Genomic DNA, 19,495 nt, shown 5'->3' on the forward strand with positions numbered 1-19,495 from the left:
GGCAACCCTAGCGTCGGGAAAGGAGGGGCGGAAGTGACGAGAAGTTGTCACTTCCGCCCCTGCCGTGGTGCCGAAACGCGGGGTGTCAGAGACGCGGGCGGTGAAGCAGGGTCAGGTCCGCGTCGAAGTCCGGGAACCCGGCGGGCACCGAACGCGTGGTCACCCCGGGCGAGACCGGAGGCAGCCCCGCCCACCGCCGCACGGTGTTCGTCGCTTCGGCGGCCTGTGCGGCCGGAAGCTGCGTGATCCGGGCGCCGTGATTCCCGCCCGCGACGGTGTAGCTGTAGGAGTCCTTTGTGCCGAAGCCGAGCTTGAACGGCTCCGCGCCCCACGGGTCGTTCCCGCCGTAGACGAACAGCAGCCGCTTGCCCTGCGTCTTCACCCAGAAGTCGACGTCCGGCATCGCCAGGTGATCGAACCGCGGGATGTCGACGGACTTCGGCACGAACGACCGGGCGGTGTTCCGGCCCGGATAGCGCAGCAGGTCCCGGAGGTAGTCCTCGTAGGACTCCGGAGCGCCGAGCTGGTACGCCGCCTGGAAGTAGTAGGGGACGTAGGCCCCGAGGTCCTGGTCGGAGTACGTGTTGAGGCTTTCGACGCGTTCGAACCAGGCGTAGACCTCGGCCGCCGGAGCGCCGGCCTTCGGGACCGTCGCGCAGTCCGCCTGCTTCTGGTACTGCCAGAAGGCGAAGTACGAGTCGATCACCGAGATCTCCAGCGACACGTCGGCCGAGCCGACGATCGAGAACGTGTAGCCGTTCTTGGCCGCGTCGGCGGCGGCGAGCGCCGCGAACTCCGAGCGCCGCGTCAGCACGTCGCGCTGGATCGCCTTCAGCGCCGACCGGCAGGCCGGGTCGTCGCCGACGTTCGCCAGGAAACGGTTGTAGCGGTCGTGCGAATTGATGACGTCGTTGGGCGCGACGTAGGGGATCGTCGCGTCGACGTCGTTCGGGAAGAACCTACGGAAGTAGGTCGCCGTCATGCCGCCCTTGCTGCCGCCGGTAGCGAGCCACTTGCCGGGATAGATCCGCTTGAACGCCTCGACCGCGCGGTGCTGGTCGGCGGCGGCCTGCCAGATCGTCAGCTGCTTGCCCCAGTCCGGCCGCTCCGGCCGCGACGGGGTGAAGAACCGGTACTCCATCGACAGCTGGTTGCCGTCGACGATCTGCGTCGGCTCCGAGCGGTTGGGTGATTCGCCCACGTTGTACCCGCTCGTGTACACCACGGTCGGCGAGCGGAATTCCTTGTGCAGCAAGGTGAATCGCTGCTGGAAGGTGGCTGCGGACGGCCTGCGGTGATCGACGGGCTGGGCGTAGGCGAGCTTGAAGAACCGGTATCCGGTCGGCGCCGGGTTCTCCGAGACGACGGTCAGTCCGGGGGTCCGGCCGAGCGCCTCTTTGATGTCTTCGGGTGCCGCCTGCGCGGCCGGGGTCAGCCCGGCCAGTGCGAGAACCGTGATCGCCAGAACCGACCACGCGGCCGTGAGCTTCCGCATGCATGCCCTCCCCATCGCCGACCTTCGAGCGGTCGGATACTCACAGAGTCCGCGCCGGTGGGCAATCGGCTATCCGGTCGAGCCCGACGTCAGGCCCGCCCGCCCAGCACCCGGTCGACATAGGCCTTGACGGCCGCGAGTGCCTCGGGTGAGCTCCACAGTTCGAGGACGTGGGCGTCGTCGCCGGTGCGGTGCTCGGCGATCCGCTCGTGGAACGGCCGATGCAGCTGGGCCTTCGTGTGCGCGTACGCGGCCGCGGGGATCTCGGAGAGTTTCCTGGCCACCTCGATCGCGCGCGGCAGCACGGACTCGGGCGCGGTCACCTCGTCCACCAGCCCGAGCCGGAGCGCGTCCTCCGGCAGGTGGGTCTCGCCGAGGAACGCGAGTTCGGCGAGGATGTCGGCGCCGAACCCGGAACGCAGGATCTCCAGCGCCGCCAACGGGAACGGGACGCCGACGAGCAGTTCGGTGATCCCGATCCGGCCAGGGCCGTCGGCGAGGACGCGGCGGTCGCAGGCGGCGGCGAGCACCGCCCCGCCGGCGATCGCGTGCCCGTTGACGGCCGCGACCACCGGGCCGGGGAAGCCGAACACCGAGAGGAACGCGTCCGACAGCGCGGGCAGGAAGTCCTCGACGTAGTCCGCGCCGCCGTCGTGCACTCGCCGCAGGTCGACGCCCGCCGAGAAGACGCCGCCGGTACCGGTCAGCACGACCCCGCGACAGCCGCCGAGCTGGACGTCTTCGAGCCGGACGGCCAGCTCCTGGCAGAATTCCGTGTCGAGGGTGTTCGCCTTGCCGTGCTGGAGGGTGACGACGGCGATCCCGCCTTCGTCGTCCACGCGGATCGAAGAGGTGGCCATGGGCCGACCGTACCCGAGCCCGCGGAGATCTACAGTGGACCGGTCAGTCCGCGAGGCGCACGGTGATCGTCGGGCTGAAGGAACGCTTGCGGTTCCAGCCGGATTCCGCGCCGATGCTCAGCTGGATCGCCCGGTCGGAGGGCGACCAGTAGCCGGTGCGGACGAAGTACGCGTCCATCGCGCACAGCCTGCTGCACGACTTGCGGTTGCAGATGGTCTCCCAGCCCCACTGCCTGCCGCTCTCCTCGACGCCGTTGCGGCGGACGAACAGATGCGGGTTGCCGATGTCGCGGCAGTAGGCGCTGCCCTCGGAGATGTAGAGGACCCCGTCGATCTTGTAGAAACGCTTGTTGTCGAGAAGTGTCACCTGACCGGAAGCGGCGAATCCGACTCTGCCGCCCTTGTCGGCGGTCATGGTCCAAGCAAGGGAGAATTCTTGGACCGGGATCTCCAGTGACTGGGTCATGGTCACGTCCCCGCTTTCTGCTCGCGTCGGCACCTTTCCCCTGAAGATAAGGATTTCCCGGAGGCCGCCGAAGCTGAACGGTAACTTTTCACCCAATGAGTCGATGATCGGAAAATCGATGGTCTCATGCGCATGAAACACCGATTACCGGCGCTAATGGGTGAAGGTCACCACGGCCAGTGAAAACCGGGGCCCACCAGGGAAGCGATTTTCGTCTTCCCGGTGGGCCCCGGTGGTTTTCGAGTAAAGAAACGCTCTCAGCTGGTGATGTCCTTCGTCGCGAACCGGCGACCGGCCAGGAGGAAGAACACCGTGCCGTACAACGCCGCCGACAGCATGCCGTTGGCCATGTTCGTCCAGTCGATGTCGGTCGAGATCAGATCCATCCACGAGAACGCGAAATGCGTCGGCAGATAGTCCCGCAGCCCTTCCAGCGCGGTGATCTGGTCGAGGATCTGCGAAACGATCGCGACGATCACCGCGCCGCCGACAGCGCCCAGCGGGGCGTCGGTGGCGACCGAGAGGAGCATCGCCAGACCGGCCACCCACGCCAGCTGCAGGATGATGTAGATCGTCGCCAGACCCATGGCCACGAGGCTGTCGCTGAACGACACCGCGTCCCCGGTCGGGCTGATCGCGTCGCCCGCCCCGTACCAGATGACGCCGACTATCAGCGCCACCAGCGGCAACAGGATCAGCGCGATCGCGGACAGGATGCCGGAGACGATCGCCTTCTGCCGCAGCACCCGATGCCGGGGGACCGGCATCGCGAGCAGGTATTTCAGGCTCGACCACGACGCCTCGCTCGCGATCGTGTCGCCGTAGAACAGCGCCACGATCATCGGGAGCAGGAACGTCCCGGAGACGAACAGCGCGAGCACCACGAAGTTCGGCGCGCTCGCGGTGGCGAGGTCGACGAACCCGCCGCTGCGGCGGTTGGGGTTGGCCTGCCCGATCTCGAACGCGATCACCAGAATGAACGGCAGCAGCGCGACGAACCCCAGCATGAGCTGGGTCCGCCGCCGTTTGAGCTGCCGTTTCAGTTCGACGCCGAGCCGCAGCGTCCGGTCGGCGCGGTAACCCGCCACCGCCCCGTCCGGGCCGACCTCGGTGCGTTCGTGCGAAGCGACCTCGGTCAGCTCCAGCAGGGCCGCCGGATCGGTGTGCACGCCGTGATCCGCCCGGGTCACCGGGCTGGAACCATTGGTCTTACTCACCCTTCGAGTCCTCTCCGACCAGCTGCAGGAACGCGTCTTCCAGACGGCGCCGCGGCCCGGCCTGCTCGACCGCGACCCCGGCACGCACGAGGGCGGCGACCGCCTCGGCGCGCGCGAGACCGTCGAGATCCGCGTGGACCAGTTCCCCGTCGACGTCGACGCCGGAAACGCCCCCGACCTTCCGCAGCGCTTCGGCCGCTTCGGCGGGCTTGTCGACCCGGAAGGTCGCCTCGCCGCTGGACGCGGCCAGTTCGCCGACCTCACCCGAAGCGACCAGCATGCCGCGGTGCATCACGACCACGTGCGTACAGGTCTGCTCGACCTCGGCCAGCAGGTGGCTCGAGACCACCACGGTGCGCCCCGTCGCCGCGTAGCGCTGGAGCACCTCGCGCATCTGGTGGATCTGTGGCGGGTCGAGTCCGTTGGTCGGTTCGTCGAGCACCATGAGCTCCGGCAGGCCGAGCATCGCCTGCGCGATCGCGAGCCGCTGCCGCATGCCCTGGCTGTAGGTGCGGACCCGCCGGTTCACCGCGTCGCCGAGCCCGGCGATCTCCAGTGCCTCGGCGAAATGCGCCCTCTCCTTCGGCCGGCCCGTACTCGCCCAGTACAGCTCCAGGTTCTCCTTGCCGGACAGGTGCGGCAGGAAGCCCGAACCCTCCACAAAGGACCCGATCCGGGACAGCACCGGCGCGCCGGGAGCGATCAGGTGGCCGAACACGCGGATGTGGCCCGCAGTCGGCGTGATCAGCCCCATCAGCATGCGCAGCGTCGTCGTCTTGCCCGCGCCGTTCGGCCCGAGCAGCCCGAGCACCTGGCCGGGTTCGACCCGGAACGACAGGTCCTTCACCGCGACGAAACCGCCCGCGTAGGACTTGTGGAGGCCTTCGATCACCAGCGGCGTCTTCGAGAGGCTCTCGTCGACGTCGTGGGCGCGGCGGCGGCGGAACGCGGCGATCACCGTGATCGCGATACCCGCGAGCAGGGTTCCGCCGATCCCGAGCAGCTGCGCGACGGGCGCTCCCGCGCCGACCGACGTGCCGTGGACGACCGGGACTCCCAGCGCTCCGCCGTCCGCCAGCCCGATGCGGAACACCGCGGGTTCGACCGGGGTGGCGAACGCCTGATCCGTCGTGCCGACGACCAGCCGGAGCGTGTGCCCGGCCTCCAGCGGCCGCACGATGCCCGGCAGGGTCACCGTCACCTCGACCGGGCTGCCGTCGGCGGGCAGTCCGGAGACGCGGAAGGGGGCGACGGCATTGGCCGGAAGCGTGCGGACGCCCTCCGAGTTGACGTCGTAGAGCTTCGCGAACAGGACGGCTTCCTTCTGCGCCGGCGCGGCGGAAGGATCCGCGGACACCTGCAGCCGGACCGTGGAGGAACCGGCCACGATCGTCTGCTCACCGAGCGGCGCCGTCGCGAACTGCGCGGCCTGCCCGGGCGGGTCGATGCTGAACAGCCCGGAAAGCCGGGACGAGCCCGCGACCGCTCCGTTCAAACCGGGGATCCCGCTCACCGCGGCGGGGTTGCCGCCCGCGGGCCGGACGACCGGCTGGGCCGGGCCCTCCAGCGCGAATCGTCGCCGCTCGGTGGCGTCCCCGGTGGCTCCCGGGTACGCGGGCGCGGTGACGGTCCGGACCGAGGGGGCGCCGTTGGCCCGCAGAGTGCCCTGGATGTCGTAGCTGAACCCGGTGCCGGGATCGGTGCCCTGGCCGGTCAGCGAGAACTTGAGGAAATCGGCGATCTGCGCCCGGACCTTCTGCCCGGGCTTCCCGCCGTCATGGCCGCCGGTGTACCAGATCGTGCGGACCTTGCCGCCCGCCGCGGCGATCTGCCGGGCGGTCGCGTCGGACTGGTCCAATCCGAACAGAGTGTCGCTTTCACCCTGCACCAGCAGGGTCGGCACGGTGATCTTGTCCGTCACGGACGCGGGGGACACGCGGCGAAGCAGGTCGACGGTGCGCTGGCTCGCCTTACCGGTGGTCGCGAGTTCGGTGTAGGCCTGGCAGACGTCGGCGGTGAACCGTCCACACGGGTCGGCGGGACCGGGCGTCGGCCGCTGTCCGTTCGGGCCGCCGAGCGGAAGGGACTGCGCTGCCGCACCGGCCGCACCCTGGGATGCTCCGGCTTCACTGGTCTCGTCACCGGCCTCGGGCGCGTCGTTGGAAGGCGACCCACCCTGAGCCGCACCGGAACCGGCGGAGAAGAAGATGCCTGCCCACGACCTCTTGAAGACACCGTCCGAAGTGAACGCTCCGGCGGCGGGAGTGGTGGCGTTCGGCGCCGCCGGGGCGGCGGCGTTCGGGAAGAGTCCCTGCGCCAGGTCGTTGTAGGTGATCACCGGTGCGATCGCGTCGACCCGCTTGTCGGTCCCGGCGAGCAGCAGCGAAAGCGCGCCGCCGTACGAAGCGCCGGACACGGCCACCTTCGGATCGCCGTTCTCGCTGAGGACTTCGGGCCGCGCGGCCAGGTCGTCGATCAGCTTCCGGGCGTCGGCGACTTCACGGTCGGGGTCGTTGAGCGCGATCTTCCCGGTGCTGCGGCCGAAACCGCGCGCGGACCAGGCGAGGACGACGAAACCCTTCTCGGCGAGTTCGCGGGCTTCGGTGGCGACGCTGTTCTTGTCACCGCCGAAACCGTGGGCGAGCAGGACGGCGGGCGCCGGGGTCTGCTCGGGAAGGTACGTGGTCGTGTCGATCTTGACGACTTCGGACGAGCCGGGGACTTCCGGCAGGTCGAGGGTCGCTTCCTGGGTTTTGACCGTGGACGGAGCGGGATCGCTGTTCGTCCACACGACGGCCGCGGCGGCCAGGACCACCACGACCGCGGCGAGCGCGATGAGCTTCGCGCCTCGCGTACGAGGGAGCGGGATTCGGGGCACGGAATGACCGTATTCGCCCGAAGCTGAGAACGCCTCGTCGAGCTAACACGGACCACACAGGCGTGGGTTGCCCCGCCATCAGAACGGGTACTAGAAGAGCAAGGAGAGATAAGTGTGACGGGAGTTACGCCATCATCTTGGTGACAAGGGCAACCTTAACTGGCGTCATGCGTACAGACAGGTCAAACTGGACCAGCTGTGAGGGGAGTATTCCTTCGCGGCGGTGTCGTCAGCACGGTGGTCTTCGCAGGCCCCCGGCACCGTCGGCCGGTCTCGTACCGGCGGAAGAGACCTCCGGTTAGTTGCTGCTGTGCACTATCCGGAGGGTTGGTTACATGTCTGTTCCCCTGTGGCTATGGATCGCCACGGTCGGTGGTCTGCTCGCGCTGATCGCACTCGACCTGGTCATCGTCGATCGCAAGCCGCACGAGGTCACCACCGGCGAAGCCGCGCGGTGGGTCATCTTCTACGTCGCCGTGGCCGTCGCTTTCGGCATCGGTGTCTGGATCTTCGGGGGACACGACCCCGGCGTCGAATTCTTCACCGGGTACATCACCGAGTACTCGCTGAGCGTCGACAACTTGTTCATCTTCATGATCATCATGACGTCGTTCAAGGTGCCCGCGATCCACCAGCACCGCGTGCTGCTGATCGGCATCCTGCTCGCGCTCGCCATGCGCAGTGTGTTCATCGCCGTGGGCGCCGCGCTGATCGCGCAGTTCGTCTGGGTCTTCTTCCTCTTCGGCGCCGTGCTCATCTGGACCGCGGTCAGCATGGTCCGCAACAAGGACGAGGACGAGGAATACGAGGAGAACGCGCTCACCCGCTGGGTGCGCAAGCTCTTCCCGGTCACCAACGAGTGGCACGGCCACAAGTCGTTCGTGAAGAAGGACGGCAAGCGCTGGATCACCCCGATGTTCCTGGTGATCGTCGCGATCGGCAGCGCGGACCTGCTGTTCGCCGTCGACTCGATCCCGGCGATCTTCGGTATCACGCAGGAGGCCTTCCTGGTCTTCACCGCCAACGCGTTCGCGCTGATGGGCCTGCGCCAGCTGTACTTCCTGCTCGGTGGCCTGGTCACCAAGCTGGTGTACCTGTCCTACGGCCTCGCGGTGATCCTCGCCTTCATCGGCGCCAAGCTGTTCCTGCACGCGCTGCACGAGTACCACGTCGTGCCGGACTGGCTGGACATCAACAACTGGGTCTCCCTGGGTGTCATCGTCGTGGTCCTGACCGTGACGACGGTGGCCAGCCTGTCGAAAGCGAAGAAGCTGGAAGCCGCTGAGCGGGAGTCTTCAATCAGTAGTTAGAGCTGCTAAGGATCGGGTACCGTCGGGGCTGTGCGTCCCGTTGACATCGAAGCCCTGACGGTCCCCGGCATCCCCGCGCTGCGCGGCGACCTGCTGCTCACCGCGGTGAGCAGGCCTGATCTGAAGACGAACAGCTACCGCGGCGGCCTGCGCAGGGTCGATCCGCGCGGTGGCGGGGAAGGGCCCTGGACCCACGGGACCAAGGACTCCGCCCCCGTCATCTCCCCGGACGGCCGGTGGGTCGCCTTCCTCCGGGCGGGGGATGGCTCCGGGCGCGAGGCCAAGCCGCAGGTGCACGTGATCGCGGCGACCGGCGGTGACGCGAAGCGGATCACCGACCTGCCCCTCGGCGCGGGAGCCCCGGTCTGGGCGCCCGATTCCCGCCGGATCGCCTTCGTCGCCCGGGTGCCCGAGCCGGGCCGCTACGGCACGGAGAACGCGGACGGCGAAACCCCGGAGCCCGCCGAAGAAGCGCCGCGGCACATCACGAATCTCTTCTACCGGGTCGACGACGTCGGTTTCCTCAACGACCGTCCACAACGTCTGTTCGTCGTGGACGCCGTCGCCGCGCTGGACGAAGCCGCGCCCGCCGACCTCACGCCGCTGACCGACGACCGCGCCGACGTCGAGCATCCTTCATGGACGGTCGACGGCGAGTTCGTCCTCGTCGTCGCGCCCCGTGACTGGGCGGTCGAAGACACCGTCCGCTCGGACGTCTACGCCGTGCCCGCTGGAGGTGGCGAGCCCCGGCTGCTGGTCAGGACCCCGGGCAGCGCGGCCAGTCCGGTGTCCACTCCGGATGGTGCGATCCTGTTCTACGGCACCGAATTCCCCGGCATGGAGGAGATCGCCCGCAACACCGGGCTCTGGCACGCGCCGTGGCCTTCCGGTGACGAGCCGTCGTCCGCGCGCCGGCTGACCGACGTCGAAACGGTGGACTGCGACAACGCGGCCGGCCCGCCCGCCGTCCTCGGCGACGAGGTGCTCGTCGTGGTCCGCACCCGCGGCGCCGCCGAGTTGCGCGCCGTTCCGCTCGACGCCGAACTGGCCGAGCTGAAGTCGTTGCGGTACCTGGCGGGCGAATTCGCCGCGGTGAAGTCGTTCGTCGTCGACGGCGCGCGGATCGCCGCGGTGATCGGGACGCCCGAGAGCTCCGGCGACGTCGTGCTCCTGTCGGACGAGGAACCCCGTGTACTCACGGACTACTCGAAAGCGTTGCGGGACATCGGGATCCGGCCGCTGGAGGAGCTGGACGCGACCGGGTCCGACGGCTATCCGGTGCACGGTTGGATCGTCCGGCCCGAGGGCGACGGACCGCATCCTGTCGTGCTGATGATCCACGGTGGCCCGTTCGCGCCGTACGAATGGAAGGTCTTCGACGAGGCGCAGGTGCTCGCCGCGGCGGGTTACGCCGTCGTCCTGGGGAACCCGCGCGGTTCCGCGGGCTACGGCGAGAGCCACGGTCGCAGCATCGTCCGCGGCTTCGGCACCGTGGACGCGCAGGATCTGCTGACACTGCTGGACGAAGCGCTCAAGATGTCCAATTTGGACAGTGATCGCGTCGGTGTGATGGGTGGTTCGTACGGCGGCTTCATGACCAGCTGGCTCGCCGCGCACCACGGCGGCCGGTTCCGGGCGGCGTGGAGCGAGCGCGCCGTCAACGCCCACGACTCGTTCGTCGGCAGCTCGGACATCGGCTGGTTCTTCGCCGGAGGCTACATCGGCGACGATGTCGAAGAGCAGCGCAACCGCAGCCCGCTGACCTACGCGGAAAAGATCGACATCCCGTTCATGGTCGCGCACTCCGAGCAGGACTGGCGGTGCCCGCTGGAGCAGGCGCAGCGGATGTACGTGGCGCTGCGGCGCGGCGGGGCCCCCGCCGAGTTCCTGTTGTTCCCGGGCGAGGGGCACGAACTCACGCGTTCGGGTCAGCCGCGGCACCGGGTGCAGCGGTTCGACGCGGTGCTGGAGTGGTGGGCCCGTCACCTCTGATCTTCGGGTCACCGAATGCTATGAAAGGCCCGTTACTTGCAAAATTTGCAAGTAACGGGCCTTTCATAGCATCGCGGTCAGCTCAACAGCGTGTAGTTCAGCTCTTCGCACACCCGGCCCAGCGGGACGTCGAGCCCCGGGTGGTCCAGCGGGAGCAGCACGTCCGGCGCGACCGGCAGCGAGTTCCCCGCCGGGGGGTCCCACAGCGCGAGCGCGGGCCCGCCGGAGTCCATGGACGACCGGTACCAGACGCCGTCGAGGTCGCCGAAGGCCGCGCGGATGGCGCGAGCCCAAGCCTGGGTGATCTTCTTCGGCCCGCTCGAGATCTCCTGCGAGGCGCCGACCCGGGTCGGCCATAGGCCGGCGAGGTCGAGCAGCCGCAGCGTGCGGGTCGGCCGGACGACGACGAGGCGCGGGCCGCGGGATTTGCGGTCGACCGTCGACGTGGTCTGGAAGACCTCCGCGATGCTGGTGCGCACGGTGAGGCCGAAGTACAGAACACCGTTCCCGGGGTCGGTGACCGGGCGCCCGCCGCGACCTGGGGTCTGCGGGTCGAAGCGGCCATGGGGGAGCGGGCCGCTGTAGCGGAACGAATTCCACTGCTGGGGGTGGTTGCCGTGCGCGGTGAAGATCCTGACCAGCCTGGTGCCGGGATGCACCGTCACCACGTCATTGGTGCGGTGCAGCTCCTTGACCAGGACAGAGCGTGCGGGCGGCAGGGGGAGCCGGGCCATACCTCGGGAGTCGTCCGTCCTTGTCGGGTGATCTTGCTCGGTGGGGTCAGCCTACGGCCTACCCCCGACTGAAATTTTCCGTCGTCGGGCAAAACCTCAGAACGGGGAACCGAGAGTGGCCACCAGCCTCGCGACATGTTCGGGGTCGCCGCCGGAGAGCAGCCATTGGCGTGGGGTGGCGGGGTGTTCGTTGATCACCAGATCGGACTGCGGGGTACTCATGAACGCGGCGACGACGAGCGCGGGCTGGTCCTCGGGGACGGCGCGCAGCACGACCTCCAGGCCGGGCAGCACCCCGGAGCCGGTGAACTGCCAGGCGGGCAGCCGCCAGCCCTGGTCCTTCCAGCCGGTGAGCCTGCCCTCCTTCAAGCGGTGGCGGATGCGGCTGTCGTCCACGCCCAGTGCTTTCGCCGCTTCCAGCACACTCAGTGCCGAATCGGCGAGGACGGCGTGCGCGGCGACCGTGCGGGCACGGAAGTCCGGTTCGTCCTCGCTGCGGGGGGAGATGTCCAGGCCGACGTCGGTGAGCGCGGCACGTTGATCCGCCGAGAAGTAATGTGATGGATCGGGGTTCGGCGGGGAAAGCCTCCGCGCCGCGTCCTCGACGAGGTTCAGGAACTCGTTGGCGTCGACCTTCAGGCCCGCCTTGGCGAGAACGTTCTCGAGCGCAATGGACATAGCGCCTAGGGTAACGCGTCTGTGCGGGTTCGTGCGGTCTCATCTCGGTTTCGTGGGGGAATTCACCAGAAACGAACACAGAGCGCACGGGATCACACACGCGCAGTAGGCAATATCGGAACAGTGTGCCCGGATCGGGCGACCTTGTCCAGGGATCCCGGCTTGACAGGTCGTAGGGGGGAACTTACCTTCCGAAAGGTAATCGATTTCTTCCCACCGCTTCGGAGAACCCGGCTGGTATGGGGCCGGCTTGGGGGAACAAGGGGGTGGGGCGTTCCTGGGCGGCCGGCGCGAACCGGTCGCCCAGGCACGTCGTTCATCCGGGATCTCCGGCTTCTCCAGGGTCAGCCGCGCCGTGAGCTCCGGCGCACGATCAGCTTCGCCTGCAGCGTGGTCGTCGTGGCCTTGCGCGTGCTGTCGCCGATCCGGGCGAGCAGCAGCTCGGCGGCGACCTTGCCCACCTCGTTCGCGGGCTGGGCGACCACCGTCAGCGGCGGATCGATCAGCGTCGTCCACGGCGCGTCGTCGAAGGACACGATCCCCACGTCCTGTCCCGACCGCAGGCCGCGCGAGGCCAGCGCTTCCAGGACGCCGATCGCCATCGTGCTGTTGCCGACCAGCAGCGCGTCCGGCGGCTCCGGCTCGTCGAGCAGGCTGAGCGCGGCGAGCCTGCCGCCCTCGGCGCGGAACTCGGCACGCCGGGTGAGCGCGTTCTCCACGCCGACGGCGTCGGTGTACCCGGCCAGCCGGTCTTCGGCCGTGCGCACGCCGGGCGGCCCGCTGACACAGGCGACCCGCCGGTAGCCGCCGTCGATCAGGTGGCGTGTCGCGTCGCGCGCGGCGAGCCGCGTGTCGACGAGCACCTGGTCGCCGGTGTTCTCCAGCAGTGGCCGGTCGACGGCGACGACGGGCGTGCCGCGCTGGGTCAGCCTGTCGACGTTGGTGGCCCGGCCGGTGGGGGAGAGCACCACGCCGGCGACCCGTTCCTGGAGGGCGACGTCGATGTAGCGCCGCTCCTTCTCCTCGTTGTCGTCGGCGTTGCACAGCACCACCGAATAGCCCGCCGTCTGCGCGATGTCCTCCACGCCGCGGGCGATCGCGGTGAAGAACGGGTTCTCCACGTCGGAGATGATGAGCGCGAGCACCGCGGTTTCCTGACGGCGCAGGTTCCTCGCGAGCCCGTTCGGGTGATATCCCAACTCCGCGGCGGCGGCCTGTACCCGCGCCGCGAGTATCGGGTCCACAGTGGACTTCCCGTTGAGCGTTCTCGACACGGTCGCCGTCGAAACCCCGGCCTTCGCCGCCACGTCGTTGATGGTGGCCACCGTGACCTCCCCTTCTGCAGGTGTCTTGACACCTTCGCACGGGAAGAATAGCTTGACCGACAATCGTTACCATCCGCTGATCGCGCTACTCGCGCTCGAAAGTTCGCGCTGGGACTCCGGAGGTGCCGTGGGGGACCCGGGCCTGGTGCTCGGCATCGACATCGGCACCTCGAGTTCCAAAGGTGTCCTCGTCGATTCCCGGGGAACCGTGGTGGCACGAGCATTCCGGCGGCACGACACCTCCCGGCCTTGTCCCGGCTGGTTCGAACATGACGCCGAAACCGTGTGGTGGCAGGATTTTCTCGTCCTGGCCAGGGAACTCTCGGCAGGAGCCGGGGATCATCCCATCATCGGAGTGTCGGTCAGCGGGATCGGGCCGGTGCTCCTTCCGGCGGACGCCGCCGGGAAACCGTTGCGCCCGGCGATCCTTTACGGCGTCGACACCCGCGCGCATGACGAAATCCGTGAGCTGAACCGGGAATTCGGTGAAGAATCCATTGTGGAACGCGGTGGCAGCGCGCTCGGCTCGCAGGCCGTCGGGCCGAAGTGGCGCTGGCTGGCCAAGAACGAACCGGACGTGTTCGAAAGCGCGAAGCTGTTCCTGATGGCGAGTTCGTTCCTCGTGCTGCGGCTGACCGGTGAGTACGTCCTCGACCACCATTCCGCGAGCCAGTGCGACCCGATGTACGACCTGCGCGAGGAGCGGTGGGCACCGGACCGGGTCGCCGCGATCGCGCCGGGCATCGAGCTGCCCAGGCTCGCGTGGCCGACCGAGGTGGTCGGTTCGGTCACCGCCGAGGCGGCCGCGGAAACCGGGCTGCCGCAAGGGATCCCGGTGACGGCGGGCACGATCGACGCCTGGGCGGAGGCGACGGGCGCGGGCGTCACCTCGCCCGGGGACACGATGCTGATGTACGGCACCACGATGTTCCTGCTCCAGGTGCTCGCCGATCCCCGTCCCGGCCAGGGGTTGTGGACGACCCGCGGCGCGTTCCCCGGCACCTATTCACTCGCGGCGGGCATGGCCACGTCCGGCGCGATCACCGACTGGCTGCGCGATCTCACCGGCGGCGAGTTCGGGGAACTGGCCGCCGCGGCGGGCGAGGTCCCGGCCGGCAGCCGAGGATTGCTGATGCTGCCGTACTTCGCCGGAGAACGGACACCGATACCGGATCCGGACGCACGCGGCATCATCGCCGGGCTCACCACTTCCCACGGCCGCGCCGATCTCTACCGCGCGGCGCTGGAGGGCACGGCGTACGGAGTGCGGCACAATCTCGAAGCCATGCGGGAAGCCGGTGGCGGCACACGGCGGTTCGTCGCCGTCGGCGGCGGGACGCGGGGCGGTGTGTGGACGCGGATCGTCAGCGACGTCGCGCGGATCGACCAGGAGATCCCCGCGGAGACCATCGGTGCCGCGTTCGGCGACGCCGTCCTCGCGTCCGTCGCCCTGGGCCGGGAACCGGATGTCGAAGCCTGGAACCCGGTCGCGGAGGTCGTCCGCCCTGGCGCGGACGCCGAGGTCTACGACGAGTTCTATCCGCACTATCGCGCGCTTTATGAGTCCACAGTGGACATCGCTCACTTTTTGGCGCGGAAGAACTCCCTCGCCTGAACCCCGGCGAACTCGCGGCAATCCCGGCTCAGGTGGGCTTGATCGGCGTAGCCCGCCGAGAACGCCAGCGAGGCGAGATCCGGCGCTGTCCCGGCGAGTCCGATGGCGCGCTGGAACCGCGTGACACGCAGATATGTCGCCGGGCCGTAGCCGACCGCGAGGGTGAACCGCCGCCGCAGCTGCCGTTCCCCGGTGGTGAACCTCTGCAGCGCGACGGAAACCCGGGAGACGCCGCCGTCGAGCCTGGCGATCAGCTCCGCGATCTCCCGGTCGCCTCGTCCGATCCGGTGCTCCGCGACGACGTCGGTGAGCGAGGCGGCACCGCAGAGCACACGCTCGGTGAGCAGTGCGCCTTCCTTGCCCCAGAGGTCGACGAGGGGGACGCGCTGATCACGCAGCTCGTCGGCGCCCAGCCCCAGGACGTCGCCAGCCCTGCCCGGCGCGAACCGCACGCCGCGCGCCCGGACGCCGGACGGCGTGTCCCAGGTCCAGGCCGTGGTGTCCGGTCCGGCGACGAAGACCTCGCCCCCGCTCGCGACCAGGTCGACGCAGCCGTCGGGCACGATCCGCTTCGGCGCCCGGCCCGCGTCTTCCCACAGGCAACGCACCACGCCGCCCAGCCCGGCGGGTGCCGTCGTCTCCCGGTACACGGTCGCCATGATGCCCCGGGGGTGCGACAGGAATCGAGCCAGGCATATCACTCAAAGTGAGCTATCCGGCTCACCGTGTTTACGCCAATCGTCCGATGACCAGGTACTCCGCTGTTTCTAGGGCACCCAAAAGGGTGAATATCGGGTTTCTTCCCGATAACGGCTAACGCGGAGTCACCTTGGAGCGAGAAAGAAAGCGACGCACTCGTTGGAAGTGCGCTCGGACGAGAGAAGACCTCTCCATGGGTGTTCCCACCGCGACCCCTTCGGCATCGGCGCCGGGACAGGGTGCCCCGAGCAGGCTGAAGCCGCTCGGGTCCATCGTGGTCGTGCTGGGCGTGATGGCCGTCGCCGTCACCCTGACCAGTTATGTGCTGCCGAAGGCGTCCAAGCCGGTGCAGAACCCGCCCGCGCCGCAGGTCGAACAGGCCGCGGCCGCCGTGCGCACCGTGACGCACTCGGTCGTCTACGAGCTTTCCGGTGCGAAGGGCGCCCAGAACGTCACGTACGTCGCGCAGGGCTCCGAGCTCATGCAGAAGACCGAAGTGACGGCGCCGTGGAGCACCACCTTCGAGCGCGTCGGCCAGGAAGGCCGCGACGAGTTCTACAGTCTCTCCGCGCAGGGCACGGGCAGCGGCGCGCTGCGGTGCCGGATCCTCGTCGACGGCGAGGTCGTCAGCGAACGCGCCGCCCCCGCCGCGGGCGCGCCGGTGACCTGCACGTCCTGAGCGCCTGGCCGCGGCGGGCAGGATCAGCCGAAAGGCGACTGAAGATGCGAAGTGTCGTTGAACCGCCGCACCATCCAGTTGTCGCCCGACACCACCAGGTGTGAGATCGAGCCGTTGTCCGCCCCGAGGAACGCGAACCGGTTCTTCGCGGCACTGGCCTGCGCGAAAACCTCACCGATGACGCCGCCGTGGGTGAACACGGCGATCCTCCGGTCCGGGTTGGCCGCGGCGAGCCTGCCGATGGCCGCCCTGAGCCTGCCGCCGAACGCCTCCATCGTCTCCGCGCCGGGAATGACGTCCCAGCGCTGTTCCTGCCACAGCTTCTCGACGATCGGGTGACCTTCGTGGGTGTAGCGGCGGAAGAGCCCGTTCTCCCAGTCGCCGAGGTGGATCTCCCTCAGGTCGGCTTCGACCTCCGGCGTGAACCCGAGCTTCGCCGCCAGCGGCGCCGCGGTCTGCGACGTCCGGCGCAGCGTCGTCACGTACAGCGCGGAGATCCGCTCGTCCGCCAGGCGGCGCCCGACCCGTTCGGCGTGGTCCCTGCCCTCCGGCGCGAGGTCCGGATCGGCCTGCCCGTCGACGAGGTCGAACGGCTCGCTGCCCTTCGCCGGGGCCGATTCACCGTGGCGGACGAGGAAGATCTCGGTCGATCCCGGCGGGGGCGAGAACCGGTGCTGGCGGTATTCGATCTCCTGCTCTGGGGTGCTCATGCATCGGACGATACCGAGCTAACCCAGCTGTTTGTCGACGAAACACCAGCGCCAGGTCTCCCCGGGCTCGTGGCTGCGCATCACCGGATGCAGGGTGTCGTGGAAGTGCTCGGTCGCGTGTTTGCCCGGTGAGGAGTCGCAGCAGGCGACGTTCCCGCATTTGACGCATTCGCGCAGGTGCACCCAGGTCATCCCGTTTTCGACGCAGACGGCGCACACGTCCGGCGAGCCGGGTTCGACAGCGGGCCAGTCCTTCGTCAGATGCTTGCAGGATCCCGCCGTCGCGGCGGGGGTGCGCAGTTCCCGATCGGAGTCCGGCACGGTCTCCTCCTCCCTGTCCAACATGGATTCCTCGATGTCGAGGCGTTCGAGGATCCGGCGCAGGACATCGTCATCGGCCATCCCCGAGTCGCGCGCCTCCAGGAACTTCTCCCGCTCGACTTCGAGCAGTCTCAACCGCAGGCGGCGATAGGCGTCGCTCGGCGTTTCGGTCAGCGCGCTCTGCCTGCCGAGCTCTTCCCACGCCGAGTCGGAGCGGTGCTGGAGCCTGCTGCGCAGCCGCTCGACGATGTCGTCCGGATCCTCGGGGGTCCGGATCTTCTCCAGCTCCTGGAGCGCCGCCCGAGTCATGTCGTTGAGGACGGCGGCCTCCTGCAGCGCGTCCTCGGCGGGATCGGGCGGGGGCAGTTTCAGACGCCGGACCAGGACCGGAAGCGTCGTGCCGTGCAGCAGCAGGGTCCCCGCCACCACGACGAACGCGACCAAGACCAGCACGGCCCGTTGCGGGGTGTCCGCCGGCAGCACGAACGCCGCCGCGAGCGTGACGACCCCGCGCATCCCCGCCCAGGCGATCACCGTCGAGTACCGCCAAGGCCAGGCGTGACGGCGGAACACCCGACGCGCCAGGCCGATGCCGATCATCCAGACGACGCGGGTGAGGATCGTCGCGGCGAGCGTGGCGAGGCAGATCAGGACGAGCTGGAGCGCGCTCAGCCCGCTGTCGCCGACCTCGGTCATGATCCGGCGGACCTGCAGCCCGATCAGCAGGAAGACGATGTTCTCCAGCAGGAACTGGATGGTCTGCCAGTTCAGCCTGCTCGCCAGCCGGGAGCGGCCCGAGAGCATGCTGGGCGCCTTGTGCCCGAGGATCAGGCCCGCGACGACCACGGCGATCACCCCGGAACCGTGGATCGCCTCGGCGGCCAGATAGGCGACGAAGGGGACCACCAGCGAAAGCGCGGTGTCGCTGACCGGATCCTCGAGCCGCGTGCGGATCATCGCGGCGAGCGCGCCGACGGCGAACCCGATCACCAGACCGCCGCCCGCGGCGAGCAGGAAGTCCCCGCCCACCTGCAGCAGGCTGACCGAACCGGCGATGGCCGCGATGGCCGTCCTCAACGCGACCAGCGCGGCCGCGTCGTTGAAGAGGCTTTCGCCCTCCAGCAGCCGGGTCAGCTTGCGCGGCATCCCGACCTTGCGGGCGACGGCGGTGGCCGCGACCGCGTCGGGCGGGGCGACCACCGCGCCGATCGCGAGCCCGGCGGCGAGCGGCAGGCCGGGGATCACCAGCCACGCCACGACGCCGACCGCGACCGTGGTGAAGATGACGAGTCCCACCGACAGCAGCAGGATCGGCCCGCGGTTGCGGCGGAAGTCGATCAGCGAAGTCCGGATCGCGGTCGCGTACAGCAACGGGGGCAGCAGCCCCAGCAGGACGACCTCCGGGTCCAGTTCGTACTCCGGGACACCGGGGACGTACGAGGCGACGACCCCGACCGCGATCAGGCACAGGGGCGCCGACCAGTCGAGTTTCCGCGCCGCGGCGGTGACCAGGAGGACGGCCACCACCAGTGCCACGAGTTCTACCGCGATCTCCACGCCGCTCATCATCACCCGAAAGGCCCGGAGCGCGCGCACCGAGGCCCGGCTACCGCTGTTCGATACGCACCAGGGTGCCCGCCGGGTCACGGAAAGCGCAGTCGCGGACGCCCCAGGGCTGGTCGAGCGGTTCTTGGACGACGTCCGCCCCGGTCGCCTGGATCCGGTCGAACGTCGCCGTCAGGTCCCGCGTGGCGAGCACGATGGTCGCGTAGCTGCCCTTCGCCATCAACTCGGCGATCGTGGCGCGTTCCTCGCCGGTGACCTCCGTGTCTGCGGCCGGGGGCTGGAGCACGATCGACGTCCCCGGCTGGCCCGGTGGCCCGACGGTCACCCGCAGCGCGCCTTCGTCACGCACTTCGAAGCCCAAGATGTCGCGATAGAAGGAAAGCGAGGTCTCGAGATCGTCGGCGGGGAGGAAGGACGCGTGAATCGAGAGGGTCATGCGGTCAAGGTAGGTCGGGGCGCGGGGAAGCCGCTTCTTTATTCCTGATCGGCCGCATGACCTGTTTGACGACGCAGCCGGGCATGCCGCGGCCTTCTTCCACCGCCTGCTTGCGATAGACACTCGGCGAGATGCCGACCAGTTCGGAGAACCGGGTGCTGAAGGTGCCCAGCGACGAGAAGCCGACGTCGAAACAGACCTCGGTGACCGACATGTCCCCGCGCCGCAGCAGCATCATCGCGCGCTCGATCCGGCGGGTCATCAGGTAGCTGTAGGGCGATTCGCCGTACGCGGCCCGGAACTCCCGGCTCAGGTGCCCGGCGGAGACGTGCACGCCGCGCGCCAGCGCCTCGACGTCCAGCGGCTGCGCGTAGTCGCGATCGATCCGGTCGCGGACGCGTCGCAGCATGGCGAGGTCGCGCAGGCGCGGGCCTGGGTCACGCTGTCCGGTCACCCGGAAAGCGTAACCCACGCCGGGACGCCCAAGGCCCCCTTCGCCGGGCGGCGAAGGGGG

General features: G+C 69.1%; 17 protein-coding genes. 4 read left to right on the forward strand and 13 right to left on the reverse strand.

Annotated features, from left to right (window positions below; genetic code table 11):
* Positions 1-85: 85 nt before the first annotated feature.
* From ACZ5IK_RS29820 to ACZ5IK_RS29840, 5 genes are all read right to left on the reverse strand, one after another.
* Complete coding sequence (locus ACZ5IK_RS29820) at positions 86-1,495, reverse strand: S28 family serine protease (RefSeq protein WP_465490736.1); 1,410 nt, start codon at positions 1,493-1,495, stop codon at positions 86-88.
* An 89-nt stretch (positions 1,496-1,584) separates the two neighbouring features.
* Complete coding sequence (locus tag ACZ5IK_RS29825) at positions 1,585-2,355, reverse strand: enoyl-CoA hydratase/isomerase family protein (RefSeq protein ID WP_465490737.1); 771 nt, start codon at positions 2,353-2,355, stop codon at positions 1,585-1,587.
* A gap of 43 nt (positions 2,356-2,398) precedes the next feature.
* Positions 2,399-2,821, reverse strand: coding sequence for a hypothetical protein (locus tag ACZ5IK_RS29830; protein ID WP_101613300.1), 423 nt, complete (start codon positions 2,819-2,821; stop codon positions 2,399-2,401).
* Positions 2,822-3,078: 257 nt separating this feature from the next.
* Positions 3,079-4,038 (reverse strand): ABC transporter permease, encoded by a 960-nt coding sequence (locus tag ACZ5IK_RS29835; protein ID WP_465490738.1) that lies wholly within the window; start codon positions 4,036-4,038, stop codon positions 3,079-3,081.
* Complete coding sequence (locus ACZ5IK_RS29840) at positions 4,031-6,916, reverse strand: alpha/beta fold hydrolase (RefSeq protein WP_465490739.1); 2,886 nt, start codon at positions 6,914-6,916, stop codon at positions 4,031-4,033. The genes ACZ5IK_RS29835 and ACZ5IK_RS29840 overlap by 8 nt, the downstream gene beginning before the upstream one ends.
* 335 nt (positions 6,917-7,251) lie before the next feature.
* Here ACZ5IK_RS29840 and ACZ5IK_RS29845 point away from each other — a divergent pair, with 335 nt between their 5' ends.
* Complete coding sequence (locus ACZ5IK_RS29845; RefSeq protein WP_101608814.1) at positions 7,252-8,226, forward strand: TerC family protein; 975 nt, start codon at positions 7,252-7,254, stop codon at positions 8,224-8,226.
* Positions 8,227-8,256: 30 nt separating this feature from the next.
* Complete coding sequence (locus tag ACZ5IK_RS29850) at positions 8,257-10,218, forward strand: S9 family peptidase (protein ID WP_465490740.1); 1,962 nt, start codon at positions 8,257-8,259, stop codon at positions 10,216-10,218.
* Positions 10,219-10,295: 77 nt separating this feature from the next.
* Here ACZ5IK_RS29850 and ACZ5IK_RS29855 read toward each other — a convergent pair whose 3' ends face one another.
* The 3 genes from ACZ5IK_RS29855 to ACZ5IK_RS29865 all read right to left on the reverse strand — a co-directional run bounded on the left by ACZ5IK_RS29855 (position 10,296) and on the right by ACZ5IK_RS29865 (position 12,955).
* The gene (locus ACZ5IK_RS29855) at positions 10,296-10,952 is read right to left on the reverse strand and encodes an RES family NAD+ phosphorylase (protein WP_007028108.1); all 657 of its coding nucleotides are present in this window, start codon (positions 10,950-10,952) and stop codon (positions 10,296-10,298) included.
* A 96-nt stretch (positions 10,953-11,048) separates the two neighbouring features.
* The gene (locus ACZ5IK_RS29860; protein ID WP_410599192.1) at positions 11,049-11,630 is read right to left on the reverse strand and encodes a DNA-binding protein; all 582 of its coding nucleotides are present in this window, start codon (positions 11,628-11,630) and stop codon (positions 11,049-11,051) included.
* A 344-nt stretch (positions 11,631-11,974) separates the two neighbouring features.
* Positions 11,975-12,955: a LacI family DNA-binding transcriptional regulator gene (locus ACZ5IK_RS29865; RefSeq protein WP_410599191.1), complete on the reverse strand. Its 981-nt coding sequence runs from the start codon at positions 12,953-12,955 to the stop codon at positions 11,975-11,977.
* 127 nt (positions 12,956-13,082) lie between these two features.
* Here ACZ5IK_RS29865 and ACZ5IK_RS29870 point away from each other — a divergent pair, with 127 nt between their 5' ends.
* Complete coding sequence (locus ACZ5IK_RS29870; protein WP_465490811.1) at positions 13,083-14,570, forward strand: FGGY-family carbohydrate kinase; 1,488 nt, start codon at positions 13,083-13,085, stop codon at positions 14,568-14,570.
* Here ACZ5IK_RS29870 and ACZ5IK_RS29875 read toward each other — a convergent pair.
* Positions 14,537-15,229 carry a DUF6597 domain-containing transcriptional factor gene (locus ACZ5IK_RS29875; protein ID WP_465490741.1) on the reverse strand — a complete coding sequence of 231 codons (693 nt, stop codon included), beginning with the start codon at positions 15,227-15,229 and terminating at the stop codon, positions 14,537-14,539. The two genes, ACZ5IK_RS29870 and ACZ5IK_RS29875, sit on opposite strands and share 34 nt — an antisense overlap.
* A gap of 233 nt (positions 15,230-15,462) precedes the next feature.
* On the opposite strand from ACZ5IK_RS29875, the gene ACZ5IK_RS29880 reads away from it, so the two are divergent.
* Entirely contained in the window at positions 15,463-15,948 is a 486-nt protein-coding gene (locus ACZ5IK_RS29880; protein ID WP_465490742.1) for an MmpS family transport accessory protein, read from the forward strand.
* Between the two features lie 23 nt (positions 15,949-15,971).
* Here the strand turns inward: ACZ5IK_RS29880 and ACZ5IK_RS29885 are convergent, their stop codons facing one another.
* From ACZ5IK_RS29885 to ACZ5IK_RS29900, 4 genes are read right to left on the reverse strand one after another with little or no spacing between them, the layout of a single operon-like run.
* Positions 15,972-16,658, reverse strand: a complete 687-nt coding sequence (locus ACZ5IK_RS29885) for a histidine phosphatase family protein (protein WP_465490743.1) — start codon at positions 16,656-16,658, stop codon at positions 15,972-15,974.
* Positions 16,659-16,676: 18 nt separating this feature from the next.
* A complete protein-coding gene (locus ACZ5IK_RS29890) occupies positions 16,677-18,545 on the reverse strand; it encodes a Na+/H+ antiporter (RefSeq protein WP_465490744.1) in 1,869 nt (622 codons plus the stop codon).
* Positions 18,546-18,585: 40 nt separating this feature from the next.
* A complete protein-coding gene (locus ACZ5IK_RS29895) occupies positions 18,586-18,981 on the reverse strand; it encodes a VOC family protein (protein ID WP_465490745.1) in 396 nt (131 codons plus the stop codon).
* A 4-nt stretch (positions 18,982-18,985) separates the two neighbouring features.
* Complete coding sequence (locus ACZ5IK_RS29900) at positions 18,986-19,453, reverse strand: helix-turn-helix transcriptional regulator (protein WP_465490746.1); 468 nt, start codon at positions 19,451-19,453, stop codon at positions 18,986-18,988.
* Positions 19,454-19,495: the final 42 nt, after the last annotated feature.

It is taken from the genome of Amycolatopsis sp. NPDC031561, assembly GCF_055580625.1.

Coding starts and splice junctions, on each gene's coding strand:
- ACZ5IK_RS29820 (WP_465490736.1), bottom strand. CDS start 1,495: ATGCGGAAGCTCACGGCCGCGTGGTCGGTTCTGGCGATCACGGTTCTC.
- ACZ5IK_RS29825 (WP_465490737.1), bottom strand. CDS start 2,355: ATGGCCACCTCTTCGATCCGCGTGGACGACGAAGGCGGGATCGCCGTC.
- ACZ5IK_RS29830 (WP_101613300.1), bottom strand. CDS start 2,821: ATGACCCAGTCACTGGAGATCCCGGTCCAAGAATTCTCCCTTGCTTGG.
- ACZ5IK_RS29845 (WP_101608814.1), top strand. CDS start 7,252: ATGTCTGTTCCCCTGTGGCTATGGATCGCCACGGTCGGTGGTCTGCTC.
- ACZ5IK_RS29855 (WP_007028108.1), bottom strand. CDS start 10,952: ATGGCCCGGCTCCCCCTGCCGCCCGCACGCTCTGTCCTGGTCAAGGAG.
- ACZ5IK_RS29860 (WP_410599192.1), bottom strand. CDS start 11,630: ATGTCCATTGCGCTCGAGAACGTTCTCGCCAAGGCGGGCCTGAAGGTC.
- ACZ5IK_RS29875 (WP_465490741.1), bottom strand. CDS start 15,229: ATGGCGACCGTGTACCGGGAGACGACGGCACCCGCCGGGCTGGGCGGC.
- ACZ5IK_RS29880 (WP_465490742.1), top strand. CDS start 15,463: ATGGGTGTTCCCACCGCGACCCCTTCGGCATCGGCGCCGGGACAGGGT.
- ACZ5IK_RS29885 (WP_465490743.1), bottom strand. CDS start 16,658: ATGAGCACCCCAGAGCAGGAGATCGAATACCGCCAGCACCGGTTCTCG.
- ACZ5IK_RS29890 (WP_465490744.1), bottom strand. CDS start 18,545: ATGAGCGGCGTGGAGATCGCGGTAGAACTCGTGGCACTGGTGGTGGCC.
- ACZ5IK_RS29895 (WP_465490745.1), bottom strand. CDS start 18,981: ATGACCCTCTCGATTCACGCGTCCTTCCTCCCCGCCGACGATCTCGAG.